Consider the following 16,968-nt stretch of genomic DNA (forward strand, 5'->3'; position numbering starts at 1 on the left):
TACTTATCCCTCCTTCTTTTCTGATACAACGATTGTAATGTGGCTCGTACGTTTGTTGATTTGGCTCGCACGTCCCATAGCACGCGGGCGGAATCTTTTTAACGTTGGGCCTTCGTCAACAAATGCCTGAGAAATAACCAGATTGTTAGCGTCCATCTCGTAGTTGTGCTCAGCATTTGCGATAGCAGATTTTAAAACTTTTTCGATGATTGGAGAAGCAGCTCTCGGTGTTAGGTTCAAGATAGATACTGCTTCGCCTACTTGCTTACCTCGAATCAGGTCCATTACTAGACGTGCTTTACGAGGAGCAATACGGACTGTTCTTGCAACAGCTTTAGCTTGCATTTAAAAGCCTCCTCTCTTAGCGTCTTGTTTTTTTATCGTCACTGGCGTGGCCTTTGTAAGTACGAGTCGGTGCGAATTCGCCCAACTTGTGGCCTACCATGTCTTCAGAAATGAATACAGGCACGTGTTTACGTCCGTCATATACTGCGATTGTGTGACCGATAAATTGTGGGAAAATAGTTGAACGGCGAGACCAAGTTTTTACAACTTGTTTCTTGTCCGTTTCATTTAATTTCTCGATTTTTGTCATCAAGTGTCCATCGACAAATGGTCCTTTTTTCAAGCTGCGAGCCATTTTGGAACCTCCCTTCGTGATTGCACTACGGTCCGAAATGAACCGTAGACAACCCCGTTATTTATTTTTACGACGACGTACGATAAATTTATCAGATTTGTTCTTTTTCTTACGTGTCTTGAATCCAAGAGTCGGTTTGCCCCAAGGAGACATTGGTGATTTACGTCCGATTGGCGCGCGACCTTCACCACCACCGTGCGGGTGATCGTTAGGGTTCATTACAGAACCGCGGACTGTAGGGCGGATGCCTTTCCAGCGAGAGCGTCCTGCTTTACCAACGTTGATAAGTTCGTGCTGCTCGTTACCTACTTGACCGATAGAAGCGCGGCAAGCAGAAAGGATCATGCGAACTTCACCAGAGTTAAGACGTACAAGAACGTATTTGCCTTCTTTACCAAGAACCTGAGCAGATGTACCAGCTGAACGTACAAGCTGTCCGCCTTTACCAGGTTTTAATTCAATGTTATGCACAACAGTACCAACAGGGATGTTGATAAGCGGAAGTGCGTTACCTACTTTGATGTCAGCTTCAGGGCCGGACATGATTTCAGTACCTACTTGAATTCCTTTTGGTGCAAGAATGTAACGTTTTTCTCCGTCTACATAGTTGATTAGTGCGATGTTAGCTGAACGGTTTGGATCGTATTCAACTGTAGCAACGCGTCCAGGTATACCATCTTTATCGCGTTTGAAGTCGATAACACGGTATTGGCGTTTGTGTCCGCCACCTTGGTGACGTACAGTCAATTTACCTTGGTTGTTACGTCCGCCTTTTTTGTGAAGGGGAGCAAGCAAGGATTTTTCCGGCTGGTCAGTCGTGATTTCAGCAAAATCTGAAGTTGTCATGCCACGACGTCCGTTAGAGGTCGGTTTATACTTTTTAATCGCCATTTTGAATTTCCCTCCTTCTTTTTACAGATAATTAAGCTTCAAAAATTTCGATTTCTTTGCTGTCTGCAGTAAGTTTTACGATCGCTTTTCTGCGACGGCTAGTCATACCAGTATAGCGGCCGACACGTTTTGATTTCCCTTTGTAGTTCATGATGTTGACTTTGTCAACTTTCACTCCAAAGATACTTTCAACTGCATCTTTCACTTCTGTTTTATTAGCTCTTACATCAACTTCAAAAGTATATTTCTTTTCAGTCATTAAATCAGCAGAACGTTCAGTAATGACGGGGCGCTTAAGAACATCACGAGGATCTTTCATTATGCAAGCACCTCCTCTACTTTTTCAACCGCAGCTTTTGTAATCAGAAGCTTCTCGTGGTTGACAACGTCTAACACGTTGATTCCGTTAGCTTGAACAACTGTAACTCCAGGGATGTTGCGTGCAGAAAGAGATACTGCTTCGTTTGCATCCGCAGTTACGATTAAAGCTTTTTTCTCAACAGACAATCCTTTAAGGATAGCTGTCATTTCTTTTGTTTTAACCGTATCAAGAGTAAGATCTTCAAGAACAATAATGTTGTTGTCGTTCACTTTAGAAGACAATACTGATTTGATTGCCAAGCGGCGAACTTTTTTAGGTAATTTGTAAGAATAGCTGCGTGGTGTTGGGCCGAATACGACACCACCTCCGCGCCATTGCGGTGAACGGATTGAACCTTGACGGGCACGACCTGTACCTTTTTGACGCCATGGTTTGCGACCTCCGCCGCGTACTTCAGAACGATTTTTTACTTTGTGAGATCCTTGACGTAAGGAAGCTCTTTGCATAAGAATAGCGTCGAATACTACGCTCTCATTTGGCTCAATTCCAAATACAGAAGCGTTTAATTCGATATCACCAGCAGTAGAACCGTTTTGGTTGTATAATGCTACTTTTGGCATGATCAATTTCCTCCTTTCCTAAGAGACTTATTTAGATTTAACAGCACTTTTTACAGTGATTAAAGTTTTTCTCGCACCAGGTACGTTACCTTTAATCAAAAGAAGATTGCGCTCAGCATCAACTTTTACGATTTCAAGGTTTTGGACAGTGATTTGATCTCCGCCCATGCGTCCAGGTAATAGTTTACCTTTGAATACACGGTTAGGATCTACAGGTCCCATTGAACCAGGACGACGGTGGTAGCGTGAACCGTGAGACATAGGTCCGCGAGATTGTCCGTGGCGCTTGATCGCACCTTGGAAACCTTTACCTTTAGATACTCCTGTTACATCTACGATTTCTCCTGCAGAGAAAATTTCAACCTTGACTTCCTGACCAATTTCATACGCATCCATATCCACGCCGCGTAATTCTTTAACGAAGCGCTTAGGAGCAGTTTCCGCTTTTGCAACGTGTCCTTTTTCCGGTTTGTTTGAAAGCTTTTCACGCTTATCGTCAAAACCAAGCTGGATCGCTTCATAGCCATCGTTTTCAGCTGTTTTCTTTTGAAGAACAACGTTTGGAGCTGCTTCAATAACAGTTACCGGGATAAGATCACCGTTCTCTGCGAATACTTGCGTCATACCAATTTTTCTTCCTAAGATTCCTTTGGTCATTCGTCACACCTCCTATTAAGATCATTCTATATTTTTGAATTAAAGTTTGATTTCGATATCGACACCAGATGGTAAGTCTAATCGCATGAGAGCATCAACAGTTTGTGGTGTTGGGTTCACAATGTCGATTAAACGTTTATGTGTACGCATTTCAAATTGCTCACGAGAATCTTTGTATTTGTGCACCGCACGAAGGATTGTGTAAACTGATTTTTCAGTTGGCAACGGAATCGGACCAGATACGCTGGCACCAGAACGTTTTGCCGTTTCAACAATCTTCTCTGCAGATTGATCAAGGATTCTATGATCATATGCTTTTAAACGAATACGAATTTTTTGTTTTGCCATTATTTTCCCTCCTTTTCGCCTACATCACGTTAGACAGTTCTCCGTGAGAAAAACCTGATCACCTTGCCATGGCAAAGCGGCCGGGTGTGTCAGCAACCTCTCACTTCATCGCAGTCAAAGACCAACATACACTATTATACAGAAAATAGACGTATGTTGCAAGGTTTATTTGAAGAACCTTGTGGTTTTCACACTTTGATTATTATACAGGTGATGTCTTGATTAATCAAGGATATGCCTGTTTTCTTTCAGAGATGGAAAGATGCGAATCGGCTGACAACTTCGGCAAAGCGGTCAGGCTCCTCCAAGTGAGGCGAATGGGCTGAGTTTTCAAACCAGTGCCATTCTTTATACGGCGCTTCAACCTTCTGATAATATTCGTAAGATGTCGTTCCCGGAACCGTCAAATCGAATTTGCCTGACATAAAACAGCATGGTATTTCAATAGAAGAAACTGATTTCCCGGCATCAAAGAAAATGAGATCCTCCCACAGATGTTTCAGGCTGAACATTTGTCCCCGCGCAGCCAAAAAGCTCCCTCTCACACCGTACGGTTCCCCAAACAGCATTCGTCCGCCTGCTTTTAGAGCGCCGATCGGATTGTGGGTGAAGCCTCCTCCCTTCATCTCGATACAAAGCAGAAACAAAGACCGCTGCACCTGTCCGTCCCATGGAGGTGCACCGATAAAATCCAGCGTCTTTTGCAGCAGGCGGTGCTTACGCTCCCTGCTCCATGCTGTCAGCTGCCGGTAAGCTTCTGCTTCCTCCTTTTGGATATTAACCACTTGACTGATACCGATATACGCATAATACAAATCAGATCTCTTTTGAAGAACGTGAAGCGCCAAAACTGATCCCCACGAATAGCCTGCGATATATACTTTTTGCCTGCCGAATTGCTTACATAAACGTTCGGTCAAATGAATGGTGTCGGCCGTCAGCTGATCCAAAGTCATAGATGATTCTGGAATATCTTTTGAATACGAGAGTCCCGCCCCTCTCTGATCCCAGTTCACAACAGTGAAATGCTCTTCCAGCTTTTTTTGGTATTTTCTCGCATAGCCGATTTGAGGGGTGCCGGGGCCGCCGTGCAAAAACAGAAGCAGCGGATTACTCCTGTCGTCGCCATTAATCATAACGGTCTGTTCGCAGTCGTTAATCAGCAATTGCTGAAGCATTGAAATCCGTTTGTTTGTCTTGAAGTTATCATTCATCACTCTGCTCCTAAAATTTGTATAATCTCTATTATACATTGAATCAGCCGGGAAACAAAAAAAACGAGGCCCCATAAGGGACCCCGCATGTATAAACGAGTCGATTACTCAGTGATTGTAGAAACAACGCCTGAACCAACTGTACGTCCGCCTTCACGAATAGAGAAACGAGTTCCTTCTTCGATAGCGATTGTAGAGATAAGTTCAACGATCATTTCAGTGTTATCTCCAGGCATAACCATTTCTACGCCTTCTGGAAGATTGATGATACCAGTTACGTCAGTTGTACGGAAGTAGAACTGAGGACGGTAGTTAGAGAAGAATGGAGTATGACGTCCACCCTCTTCTTTAGAAAGAACGTAAACTTCAGCTTTGAATTTGCTGTGTGGAGTGATTGTACCTGGTTTAGCAAGTACTTGCCCACGTTGGATGTCTTCACGAGCTACACCGCGAAGAAGTGCACCGATGTTGTCTCCAGCTTCAGCGTAATCAAGAAGCTTACGGAACATTTCAACACCTGTAACAGTTGTTTTGCTGTTTTCTTCTTGAAGACCGATGATTTCAACTTCGTCACCGACTTTAACTTGTCCGCGTTCTACACGGCCAGTAGCAACTGTACCACGACCAGTGATTGAGAATACGTCCTCAACTGGCATCATGAATGGTTTTTCAGTGTCGCGTTCTGGAGTTGGGATGTACTCGTCAACTGCAGCCATTAGTTCAAGAATTTTTTCTTCGTACTCAGCGTCGCCTTCAAGAGCTTTAAGAGCAGAACCTTTAACAACTGGTACATCGTCACCAGGGAAGTCGTATTCGCTAAGAAGATCGCGAACTTCCATTTCAACAAGCTCAAGAAGCTCTTCGTCGTCTACCATGTCGCATTTGTTAAGGAATACAACGATGTATGGTACACCAACGTTTTTAGAAAGAAGGATGTGCTCACGAGTTTGTGGCATTGGGCCATCAGCAGCAGATACTACAAGGATAGCTCCGTCCATTTGCGCAGCACCAGTGATCATGTTTTTAACATAGTCAGCGTGTCCTGGGCAGTCAACGTGTGCATAGTGACGAGTGTCAGTTTCGTACTCAACGTGTGCAGTAGAGATTGTGATACCGCGCTCACGTTCTTCTGGAGCACCATCAATTTGATCGTACGCCATAGCTGTACCTTTACCAGATTTCTTATGAAGTACTGTTGAGATAGCAGCAGTTAATGTTGTTTTACCATGGTCAACGTGTCCAATTGTACCGATATTGGCATGTGATTTGGAACGGTCGAATTTTTCTTTAGCCATTCTAAAATCCTCCTTAAGAGCTTTTAATTAGTGATGTATAGAGTGATAGAAAGTGAAAGCAAGCTTTCACTTCCTCATCTTACAATAGTAGTTATACTTGAGTTAAGTGGCAAAATCAATTATTCGCCTTTATTTTTTTTGATAATTTCTTCAGCAATGCTCTTCGGCACTTCTTCGTAGTGATCCATGAACATAGTGAACGTACCGCGACCTTGCGTGTTAGAACGAAGGGCAGTAGCGTAACCGAACATTTCAGCAAGAGGTACCATCGCACGCACAACTTGAGCGTTACCGCGCGCTTCCATACCTTCTACGCGTCCGCGGCGAGAAGTAATATCGCCCATGATGTCTCCCATGTATTCTTCAGGAATAACCACTTCAACTTTCATGACTGGTTCAAGAAGAACTGGGTTACATTTGCTGACTGCATTTTTCAATGCCATAGAAGCAGCGACTTTAAACGCCATTTCGTTTGAGTCAACATCATGGTAAGATCCATCAAAAAGTTTCGCCTTGATGTCGATTAGCGGGAATCCTGCTAGGACACCATTTTCAAGAGAGTCTTCAAGACCTGCTTGTACGGCTGGGATGTATTCACGAGGAACAACACCACCGACGATTGCGTTTTCGAATTCAAAGCCTGCGCCTTCTTCGTTCGGTTCAAATTCGATCCAAACGTGACCGAACTGACCGCGTCCGCCTGATTGACGTACGAATTTACCTTCAACTTTTGCACCGGTACGGAATGTCTCACGGTACGCAACTTGAGGAGCACCAACGTTAGCTTCAACTTTGAACTCACGCTTCATACGATCAACAATGATATCAAGGTGAAGCTCACCCATACCAGAGATGATTGTTTGACCCGTTTCAGGGTTTGTTTGTGTGCGGAATGTAGGATCCTCTTCAGCAAGTTTTGCTAAAGCGATACCCATTTTATCTTGGTCAGCTTTTGATTTAGGCTCAATCGCTACGTCGATAACTGGCTCTGGGAATTCCATGGATTCAAGGATTACAAGATCCTTCTCATCACAAAGAGTATCTCCAGTAGAAGTATCTTTTAGACCTACAGCAGCTGCGATGTCTCCAGCGTAAACAGTAGAGATCTCTTCACGGCTGTTAGCGTGCATTTGAAGGATACGTCCTACGCGCTCACGCTTGCCTTTTGTAGAGTTCTTTACATATGAACCGGAATCAAGTGTACCGGAATATACGCGGAAGAACGTCAGCTTACCGACATAAGGGTCAGTCATAACTTTAAATGCAAGTGCAGAGAATGGCTCTTCATCAGAAGAATGACGAACGATCTCTTCATCTGTATCAGGACGTACACCTTTGATTGCAGCAACATCAGTTGGCGCAGGAAGGTAGTCAAGAACAGCATCAAGTACAAGCTGAACACCTTTGTTTTTGAAAGCAGAACCAACAAGTACAGGGTAGAATTCAACATTCAGTGTACCTTTACGAATTGCAGCTTTCAGTTCAGGGATAGTGATTTCTTCACCTTCAAGGTACTTTTCCATAAGCTCTTCATCAAGCTCGGCTACAGCTTCAATCAGGCTGTTGCGAAGCTCTTCAGCTTGTTCTTTGTACTCTTCAGGGATTTCTTTCGCATCTGAACGAGTTCCAAGGTCATCTTCGTAGAAATACGCAACGTTTTCTACTAAGTCGATGATACCTTCGAAGTTGTCTTCAGCACCGATCGGCAATTGAATTGCGTGAGCGTTAGCTTGAAGACGGTCTCTTAAAGTTCCTACAGAGTAAAGGAAGTCTGCGCCGATTTTGTCCATTTTGTTGACAAATACAACACGCGGCACTCCGTAAGTTGTTGCCTGGCGCCAAACAGTTTCTGTCTGAGGCTCAACACCTGATTGAGCATCAAGTACGGCAACCGCACCATCCAGTACACGGAGTGAACGTTCAACTTCAACTGTGAAGTCCACGTGTCCCGGTGTATCGATGATGTTTACACGGTAACCTTTCCACTGTGCAGTTGTTGCTGCAGAAGTGATTGTGATACCGCGTTCTTGTTCCTGCTCCATCCAGTCCATTTGCGAAGCACCTTCGTGAGTTTCGCCAATTTTGTGGATACGGCCTGTGTAGAACAAGATCCGTTCTGTAGTCGTCGTTTTACCGGCATCGATGTGAGCCATGATCCCGATATTACGAGTTTTTTCTAAGGAGAACTCTCTTGCCATTGGGTAATTTCTCCTTCCTTATTAGGGAATTATTATTTTGATTATATGAATCCTACCAGCGGTAGTGAGCAAATGCTTTGTTCGCTTCTGCCATCTTGTGAGTGTCTTCACGTTTCTTAACGGCAGCACCAGTGTTGTTAGCTGCATCAAGAATTTCGTTAGCCAGGCGCTCTTCCATTGTTTTTTCTCCACGAAGACGCGCATAGTTAACCAACCAGCGAAGACCAAGAGTTGTACGGCGTTCAGGACGAACTTCTACAGGCACTTGGTAGTTAGCTCCACCTACACGGCGTGCTTTTACTTCAAGTACAGGCATGATGTTTTTCAATGCTTGTTCGAAAACCTCCATTGCATCATTGCCAGTGCGTTCTTTAATGATATCGAATGACTTGTATAGGATTGTTTGAGATTTACCTTTTTTACCGTCGATCATCATTTTGTTGATCAGGCGGGATACCAGCTTAGAGTTGTAAAGCGGATCAGGTAAAACATCTCTTTTTGCTACAGGACCTTTACGTGGCATCTGAATATCCTCCCTTCATAGTTTTAATGATTTATTTAATTACTTTGCTTTAGGGCGTTTCGTACCGTACTTAGAACGGCCTTGCGCACGGTTTTCAACTCCGGCAGTATCAAGCGCACCACGAACGATGTGGTAGCGTACCCCCGGTAAGTCTTTTACACGTCCGCCGCGGATCAGTACAACGCTGTGCTCTTGCAGGTTGTGACCGATACCAGGAATGTAGGCAGTAACCTCGATTCCGTTAGTCAAACGAACACGAGCATATTTACGAAGTGCTGAGTTCGGTTTTTTCGGTGTCATTGTACCCACACGAGTACATACCCCGCGTTTTTGTGGAGAAGATACGTTAGTGTGCTCTTTTTTAAAGCTGTTGTATCCTTTGTTTAGTGCAGGTGACTTAGAGTTTTCAACTTTGCTCACGCGTCCCTTGCGAATTAGCTGATTAATTGTAGGCATGTTGTGTTCCTCCCTTCATTACGTTTTATAACCCACATACCCAGGTGGTTCATCATTAGGCAAAAAACAATGTCTTTACACAAGATGGGCATCTTATATAAAAACAAAAAGTACGCTATAACATAATGGCAACAGCTGCTGCTCCCACTTCAATTCCGCAGGCTTTGCCGAGCTTTTTCATGGAATCTACCATACAGACGTCGATGTCTCGGTTCTTTGCAAGCTGGATCACGCCAGCCGTAAGAACTGTATCCGCGTCTTTTGCCACGACGACTTCCTTCACTGAACCTCGTTTCAGAGCTTTCACTGTTTGCTTCGTACCAATAATAATTGATTTGGCCTGTGATACTTTATCATAAGACATAAACATATCCTCCAAAGTAACAGGTTTTATTTCGAGCACCTTGGTTATATTATCACTCTGCGAGACGGATGTCAACATCGTATGACATTTTTTAGTGCAGTCCGCCGCCAGAATAATTGTAATACTGAGGAAAAGCTGTCGAAACAGCCTTTCCTGCAGCAGTTTCTATTATTCAGCCGGAACCATATCTTCCGAAGGCTGAACGTTTGAAACAGGTTTTACTTTTCTGTAATTCATCATACCGGTACCGGCCGGAACCAGTTTACCGATGATAACATTTTCTTTCAGGCCGAGAAGCTCATCGCGCTTGCCTTTAATCGCAGCATCCGTAAGAACACGTGTTGTTTCTTGGAATGATGCGGCAGACAAGAATGAATCTGTCTCGAGTGAAGCTTTCGTGATACCGAGAAGGACAGGACGCCCTGTAGCAGGCCGGTTGCCTTCAAGCAGCACTTTTTTGTTCGCTTCTGTGAATTGGTGAATATCAAGCAATGTGCCAGGAAGAACATCAGTATCTCCGGCATCGATCACACGGACTTTGCGAAGCATCTGGCGAACCATTACTTCTACGTGTTTATCGCCGATTTCAACCCCCTGCATACGGTAAACCTTCTGAACCTCATGCAGAAGATATTCTTGAACCGTTGTCAGGTCAGTGACTTTAAGAAGTTCTTTCGGATCGATAGAACCTTCTGTCAGCACTTGACCGCGGGTAATCTGATCTCCCTCAGCCACTTTCAGGCGTGAGTTGTAAGGTGCTGTGTATGAACGTGTCTCAACAGCGCCTTGAACAACAATTTCCTGCTGTTTGTCGCGGACTTCATTGATTTCGGCAATTGTACCGTCAATCTCAGAAATTGTCGCTTGACCTTTAGGATTACGCGCTTCGAAAAGCTCTTGGATACGCGGAAGACCTTGTGTGATATCGTCTCCGGCAACCCCGCCTGTGTGGAACGTACGCATTGTTAACTGTGTTCCAGGCTCACCGATAGATTGGGCAGCGATAATACCTACTGCTTCGCCGACTTCAACATCAGTTCCGGTTGCAAGGTTTCGTCCATAGCATCGTTTACATACACCATGAGGAGTGTTACATGTGAACGCGGAACGGATCCACACTTCTTCGATTCCGGCTTCAACGATTTCCAGCGCTTTATCTTCATCGATCAATTCGTTTTCGTTAATGAGCACAGCACCCGTCTCAGGATGTTTGATCTGTTTTCTGGCGAAACGTCCGATCAGACGCTCTTCCAGACGCTCGATGATTTCCGTGCCCTCTTTAAGCGGTTTTGCAAGAATACCGCGGTCAGTTCCGCAATCTGTTTCACGAATGATAACATCCTGCGCAACATCAACAAGACGGCGTGTAAGGTAACCTGAGTCAGCTGTTTTCAGGGCGGTATCGGCAAGACCTTTACGCGCACCGTGAGTGGAGATAAAGTACTCCAATACCGTCAGACCTTCACGGAAACTTGATTTGATAGGCAATTCAATGATTCGTCCAGCCGGGTTGGCCATCAGACCGCGCATACCCGCAAGCTGCGTAAAGTTAGATGCGTTACCACGGGCTCCTGAGTCACTCATCATGTAGATCGGGTTGACTTCGTCTAATGATTTCATCAGTTTGCCTTGGATAACATCTTTCGCTGAACTCCAAATTGAAATGACTCTTTCATATCGTTCTTCTTCGGTGATTAAACCGCGTCTGAACTGTTTCAAGACATTATCAACTTTGCTTTGTGCTTCTTCGAGGATTTCCTGCTTATCATCGAGAACGACGATATCAGAAACCCCTACCGTGATACCGGCTTTCGTTGAATATCTGAAACCGAGGTTTTTCATGCGGTCAAGCATCTTAGACGTTTCCGTGATATGGAATCGTTTAAAGATTTCCGCGATGATTTTACCCAAAATACCTTTTTTAAACGGTGCGTTGATCGGCTGCTCTGCAATCACAGCTTTTACGTCAGCACCTTTATCTAAGAAGAAACGGTCAGGCGTTTTCTCTTCAATGTTGCTCTTCGTAGGTTCATTCATGTAAGGGAATGACTCAGGAAGAATTTCATTGAAGACCAACTTACCGACTGTTGTAATTAACAGTTTTGAACGCTGCTCATCCGTAAATGTCACATTCTTCAGGGAGTTCGCTGCAACAGCTACTCTCGTATGAAGGTGGACATAACCGTTTTGATAAGCAAGAAGCGCTTCATCCGTATTTTTGAAGACCATACCCTCGCCGACTGCTCCGGCGCGCTCAAGTGTCAGGTAGTAGTTTCCTAATACCATATCCTGAGACGGCGTAACAACCGGTTTACCATCTTTAGGGTTCAAGATGTTTTGGGCCGCAAGCATCAGAATGCGGGCTTCAGCTTGAGCCTCAGCTGATAAAGGTACGTGAACCGCCATTTGGTCACCGTCAAAGTCAGCGTTATAAGCTGTACATACTAACGGGTGAAGACGGATGGCGCGTCCTTCAACAAGCGTAGGTTCGAAAGCCTGGATACCTAATCTGTGAAGCGTAGGGGCACGGTTCAGTAAGACCGGATGCTCCTTAATGACAGATTCAAGTACATCCCATACTTCTGGCTGCACGCGTTCGATTTTGCGTTTTGCGCTCTTGATGTTGTGAGCAAGACCTTTTTCAACAAGCTCTTTCATAACGAATGGCTTGAAGAGCTCAAGCGCCATTTCCTTCGGCAATCCGCACTGATACATTTTCAGATGCGGACCTACGACGATAACGGAACGTCCTGAGTAGTCTACACGTTTACCAAGAAGGTTTTGACGGAAACGTCCTTGTTTCCCTTTCAGCATGTGAGAAAGAGATTTTAACGGTCTGTTACCAGGGCCTGTTACAGGACGTCCGCGGCGGCCGTTGTCAATTAAAGCATCGACAGCCTCTTGAAGCATACGTTTTTCGTTCTGAACGATGATGCTTGGCGCACCAAGGTCCAAAAGGCGTTTCAAACGGTTGTTACGGTTGATGACACGACGGTAAAGGTCATTCAGGTCAGATGTTGCGAAACGTCCGCCGTCAAGCTGAACCATCGGTCTTAATTCAGGCGGAATAACCGGAAGCACATCGAGAATCATCCAAGACGGCTTGTTTCCTGAATTACGGAAGGCTTCAAGCACTTCAAGGCGTTTGATCGCACGTGTGCGGCGCTGGCCTTGAGAAGTTTTCAGCTCTTCTTTTAACATATCAACTTCTTTGACAAGGTCGATGTCCTGCAGAAGTTTATTAATGGCTTCCGCACCCATAGAGGCTTGGAATTTGTTTCCGTACTTATCCAGATACGCACGGTATTCCTTTTCGGATAAAAGCTGTTTCTTTTCGAGCGGTGTATTGGCCGGGTCAGTTACGACGTAAGAAGCAAAATAGATGACTTCTTCCAACGCACGCGGTGACATATCCAATACAAGACCCATACGGCTCGGAATACCTTTGAAATACCAAATGTGAGAAACCGGGGCAGCCAGTTCAATATGCCCCATTCTCTCACGACGGACTTTAGCCCGCGTTACTTCAACTCCGCAACGGTCACAAACTACGCCTTTATAACGAACCCGCTTGTACTTGCCGCAATGACATTCCCAGTCCTTAGTCGGTCCGAAAATGCGTTCGCAGAACAGGCCGTCCTTTTCAGGTTTCAATGTACGATAGTTTATCGTTTCAGGCTTTTTCACTTCACCAAAAGACCATGAACGGATTTTATCCGGTGAAGCAAGACCGATGTTCATATACTCAAAATTGTTCACATCTAGCAAGGGGCCTACCTCCCTTTTTATCTTCGGATTAACCGATGTCACTTGCCTTTATCAATCACAGACTATTCTTTCGTTACTGCGTCACGTTCAACGTCTGGAGATGCTGTTTCTTCCGGCGCTTCATCACCTGATAATGCAAGGCCGTCAGCTTGTTTCGCATCTTCCTCGTCTTCTAGATCTCTCATTTCTATTTCTTCTTCATCGCCTGAAAGGATTTTCACGTCCATACCTAAGCTTTGAAGCTCTTTGATCAATACTTTGAATGATTCCGGAACACCAGGCTCTGGAACATTGTCGCCTTTGACGATGGCTTCATATGTTTTCACACGTCCGACCACGTCATCGGACTTCACAGTCAGGATTTCTTGAAGCGTGTAAGCTGCGCCGTAAGCTTCAAGCGCCCAAACCTCCATCTCACCGAAACGCTGTCCGCCGAATTGGGCTTTACCGCCGAGAGGCTGCTGCGTAACAAGTGAGTAAGGACCTGTAGAACGGGCATGAAGTTTATCATCAACCATGTGTGCCAGTTTGATCATGTACATGATTCCGACAGATACACGGTTGTCGAACGGTTCTCCCGTACGGCCGTCATAAAGCACTGTTTTAGCGTCTCTTGACATGCCTGCTTCTTCAAGTGTTTCCCACACATCTTCTTCACGCGCGCCGTCAAATACAGGTGACGCGATGTGAATGCCGAGGTAGCGGGCAGCCATACCCATGTGAAGTTCTAATACCTGACCGATATTCATACGTGATGGTACACCCAGCGGGTTAAGCATGATATCGATTGGCGTGCCGTCAGGAAGGTAAGGCATATCTTCTTCAGGAAGAATCTTCGAGATAACCCCTTTGTTTCCGTGACGTCCGGCCATTTTATCACCTTCAGAAATCTTACGTTTCTGAACGATATATACGCGTACAAGCTGGTTCACTCCCGGAGGAAGTTCGTCTCCGTCTTCACGGTTGAAGACTTTTACGTCGTGGATAATTCCGCCGCCGCCATGAGGCACACGGAGAGAAGTATCACGGACTTCACGCGCTTTTTCTCCAAAGATCGCATGCAGAAGGCGTTCTTCAGCCGTAAGCTCAGTTACACCTTTAGGCGTTACTTTACCTACGAGAAGGTCTCCGTCGTTGACTTCCGCGCCGATACGGATAATTCCGCGGTCATCAAGGTTGCGAAGCGCGTCTTCCCCTACGTTTGGAATATCGCGGGTGATCTCTTCCGGTCCAAGCTTTGTATCACGTGCTTCTGATTCATATTCTTCAATGTGAATAGATGTGTATACATCATCTTTCACAAGGCGTTCACTCATGATGATGGCATCCTCATAGTTGTAACCATCCCATGTCATGAAGCCGACCATTACGTTGCGGCCGAGAGCAAGTTCACCAAGCTCCATTGAAGGGCCGTCAGCAAGGATTTCTCCTTTTACTACTTCATCGCCGACACTGACGATCGGACGCTGATTGTAGCACGTACCTTGGTTGGAGCGGACAAATTTCAGCAAGCTGTACTTATCCAGGTTGCCTTTTACTTTTTGGCCGTCAATTTCTTCATAGCGGCGCACCCATACGTTTTTCGCTTCCACCCGTTCAACGATACCAGGGTGTTTACAAATAACGGCTGCACCGGAGTCTTTACCGGATACGTATTCCATACCCGTTCCGACGATCGGAGCTTCCGGCTGCATCAAAGGCACAGCCTGACGCTGCATGTTCGCTCCCATGAGGGCGCGGTTCGAGTCATCGTTTTCCAAGAACGGAATACATGCTGTCGCAGCAGATACAACCTGCTTAGGAGATACGTCCATGTAATCCACGCGGTTGCGGGCTACAACGGTGTTTTCCCCTCTGAAACGGGCTACGATGCTGTCATCCAAGAAAGAACCGTCATCGCTCAGCTTAGCGTTCGCTTGGGCTACGACATAGTTATCCTCTTCATCAGCAGTCAAGTAGTCGATTCTAGGCGTTACTTTTCCTGTTTCAGGATCAACGCGGCGGTATGGCGTCTCAATGAAACCAAAGCGGTTTACTTTCGCAAATGATGACAATGAGTTAATCAAACCGATGTTCGGGCCCTCAGGCGTTTCAATCGGACACATACGGCCGTAGTGAGAGTAGTGAACGTCACGTACTTCCATACCTGCACGCTCACGCGTCAAACCGCCCGGTCCAAGAGCTGACAGACGGCGTTTGTGCGTCAATTCAGCAAGCGGGTTCGTCTGATCCATGAATTGAGAAAGCTGTGAGCTTCCGAAGAACTCTTTAATAGACGCAATAACAGGTCTGATGTTAATCAGCTGCTGCGGCGTGATTGTATTTGTGTCTTGAATAGACATTCTTTCACGTACGACACGTTCCATCCGGCTTAAACCGATACGGAATTGGTTTTGCAGGAGCTCACCTACAGAACGCAGGCGTCGGTTTCCGAGATGGTCGATATCATCAGTGTCGCCCACTCCGTGCAAGAGGTTGAAGAAGTAGCTGATAGAAGAAATAATATCAGCAGGCGTAATGTTTTTAATCGCCTCTTCAATGTAAGCATTGCCGATCACATTGATCGTCTGCTCTCCTTCTGCATCAGTAGGAGCATAGATTTTAATGGATTGAAGCATCACTTCATCCTCGACAACGCCGCCGTTAGGATAAAGTTTTCTGAAGCCGATTCCATTTTCTAAGTATGGCAGTACTTTATCAAGTGTTCTTCTGTCAAGAATCTGCCCTTTTTCAGCGAGGATTTCACCTGTTTCAGGATCCACCAGTGTTTCTGCAAGGCGCTGGTTAAACAGACGGTTCTTGATATGAAGCTTTTTATTAATTTTATAGCGTCCTACATTCGCAAGGTCGTATCGCTTAGGATCAAAGAAACGGGAATCCAGCAAACTTTTTGCGTTTTCTACTGTAGGCGGCTCTCCCGGACGAAGGCGCTCATAGATTTCAAGAAGCGCTTTGTCACTGTTTTCAGTGTTGTCCTTATCCAGTGTATTGCGGAGATATTCGTTCTCACCAATGAGATCGAGAATCTCTTGATCGGAACCGAAGCCGAGAGCACGCAAAAGAACCGTAACCGGCAACTTACGTGTGCGATCAATGCGGACATACACAACATCTTTCGCATCAGTTTCGTATTCTAACCATGCGCCACGGTTTGGAATGACAGTCGCGGTAAAACCTTTTTTACCGTTTTTGTCTACTTTACCACTGAAATATACACTTGGAGACCGAACAAGCTGAGATACGATAACACGTTCTGCACCGTTGATGATAAAAGTACCGGTATCTGTCATAATAGGGAAATCACCCATGAAGACATCCTGGTCTTTTACCTCTCCAGTTTCTTTGTTAATTAAACGAACCTTCACTCTCAGCGGAGCTGAGTAAGTCACATCACGTTCTTTTGACTCTTCAACGGGATACTTAGGATCTCCTAAACTGTAGTCAATGAACTCAAGAGAGAGGTTACCAGTGAAATCCTCAATTGGTGATATGTCTTGAAACATCTCTCTAAGACCCTCATCAAGAAACCACTGATAAGAAGAGGTTTGAATTTCAATGAGATTTGGTAATTCTAACACTTCGCTAATGCGAGCATAGCTTCTGCGCTGGCGGTGTCGTCCATACTGAACTAGTTGACCTGTCAACTGATTCACCCCTCAAATCATGCGTATT

Annotated in this window: 15 protein-coding genes; all 15 read right to left on the minus strand. The window is 45.3% G+C overall.

The annotated features are described in order from the left end of the window. Positions 1-3 precede the first annotated feature (3 nt). A complete protein-coding gene (rplV, locus tag ACXN9U_RS13830) occupies positions 4-345 on the minus strand; it encodes a 50S ribosomal protein L22 (protein ID WP_003156475.1) in 342 nt (113 codons plus the stop codon). 16 nt (positions 346-361) lie between these two features. Then, the gene (gene rpsS / locus ACXN9U_RS13835; protein WP_003156472.1) at positions 362-640 is read right to left on the minus strand and encodes a 30S ribosomal protein S19; all 279 of its coding nucleotides are present in this window, start codon (positions 638-640) and stop codon (positions 362-364) included. Positions 641-697: 57 nt separating this feature from the next. Further along, the gene (rplB, locus tag ACXN9U_RS13840; protein WP_003156470.1) at positions 698-1,531 is read right to left on the minus strand and encodes a 50S ribosomal protein L2; all 834 of its coding nucleotides are present in this window, start codon (positions 1,529-1,531) and stop codon (positions 698-700) included. Between the two features lie 31 nt (positions 1,532-1,562). Further along, positions 1,563-1,850, minus strand: coding sequence for a 50S ribosomal protein L23 (gene rplW, locus ACXN9U_RS13845; RefSeq protein WP_003156467.1), 288 nt, complete (start codon positions 1,848-1,850; stop codon positions 1,563-1,565). Then, positions 1,850-2,473: a 50S ribosomal protein L4 gene (gene rplD, locus ACXN9U_RS13850; RefSeq protein ID WP_016935901.1), complete on the minus strand. Its 624-nt coding sequence runs from the start codon at positions 2,471-2,473 to the stop codon at positions 1,850-1,852. The genes rplW and rplD overlap by 1 nt, the downstream gene beginning before the upstream one ends. Before the next feature lie 27 nt (positions 2,474-2,500). Then, complete coding sequence (gene rplC / locus ACXN9U_RS13855; protein WP_007410402.1) at positions 2,501-3,130, minus strand: 50S ribosomal protein L3; 630 nt, start codon at positions 3,128-3,130, stop codon at positions 2,501-2,503. Between the two features lie 39 nt (positions 3,131-3,169). Then, positions 3,170-3,478, minus strand: a complete 309-nt coding sequence (rpsJ, locus tag ACXN9U_RS13860) for a 30S ribosomal protein S10 (protein WP_003156464.1) — start codon at positions 3,476-3,478, stop codon at positions 3,170-3,172. Between the two features lie 248 nt (positions 3,479-3,726). Further along, positions 3,727-4,692, minus strand: coding sequence for an alpha/beta fold hydrolase (locus ACXN9U_RS13865; RefSeq protein ID WP_060963746.1), 966 nt, complete (start codon positions 4,690-4,692; stop codon positions 3,727-3,729). A 104-nt stretch (positions 4,693-4,796) separates the two neighbouring features. After that, positions 4,797-5,987: an elongation factor Tu gene (gene tuf, locus ACXN9U_RS13870; protein WP_003156451.1), complete on the minus strand. Its 1,191-nt coding sequence runs from the start codon at positions 5,985-5,987 to the stop codon at positions 4,797-4,799. Between the two features lie 119 nt (positions 5,988-6,106). Beyond that, a complete protein-coding gene (fusA, locus tag ACXN9U_RS13875) occupies positions 6,107-8,185 on the minus strand; it encodes an elongation factor G (protein ID WP_060963747.1) in 2,079 nt (692 codons plus the stop codon). Positions 8,186-8,237: 52 nt separating this feature from the next. Further along, a complete protein-coding gene (gene rpsG / locus ACXN9U_RS13880) occupies positions 8,238-8,708 on the minus strand; it encodes a 30S ribosomal protein S7 (RefSeq protein ID WP_003156447.1) in 471 nt (156 codons plus the stop codon). Positions 8,709-8,747: 39 nt separating this feature from the next. Then, positions 8,748-9,164 carry a 30S ribosomal protein S12 gene (gene rpsL / locus ACXN9U_RS13885; protein ID WP_003156445.1) on the minus strand — a complete coding sequence of 139 codons (417 nt, stop codon included), beginning with the start codon at positions 9,162-9,164 and terminating at the stop codon, positions 8,748-8,750. 115 nt (positions 9,165-9,279) lie between these two features. Next, positions 9,280-9,528 (minus strand): 50S ribosomal protein L7ae-like protein, encoded by a 249-nt coding sequence (locus ACXN9U_RS13890; RefSeq protein WP_045927004.1) that lies wholly within the window; start codon positions 9,526-9,528, stop codon positions 9,280-9,282. Positions 9,529-9,696: 168 nt separating this feature from the next. Next, the gene (gene rpoC, locus ACXN9U_RS13895) at positions 9,697-13,296 is read right to left on the minus strand and encodes a DNA-directed RNA polymerase subunit beta' (protein WP_016935905.1); all 3,600 of its coding nucleotides are present in this window, start codon (positions 13,294-13,296) and stop codon (positions 9,697-9,699) included. 62 nt (positions 13,297-13,358) lie between these two features. Beyond that, on the minus strand, positions 13,359-16,940 hold the full coding sequence (gene rpoB / locus ACXN9U_RS13900; RefSeq protein WP_003156440.1) for a DNA-directed RNA polymerase subunit beta: 3,582 nt from the start codon (positions 16,938-16,940) through the stop codon (positions 13,359-13,361). Between the last annotated feature and the right edge of the window lie 28 nt (positions 16,941-16,968).

Source organism: Bacillus sp. BACIII (assembly GCF_057836745.1).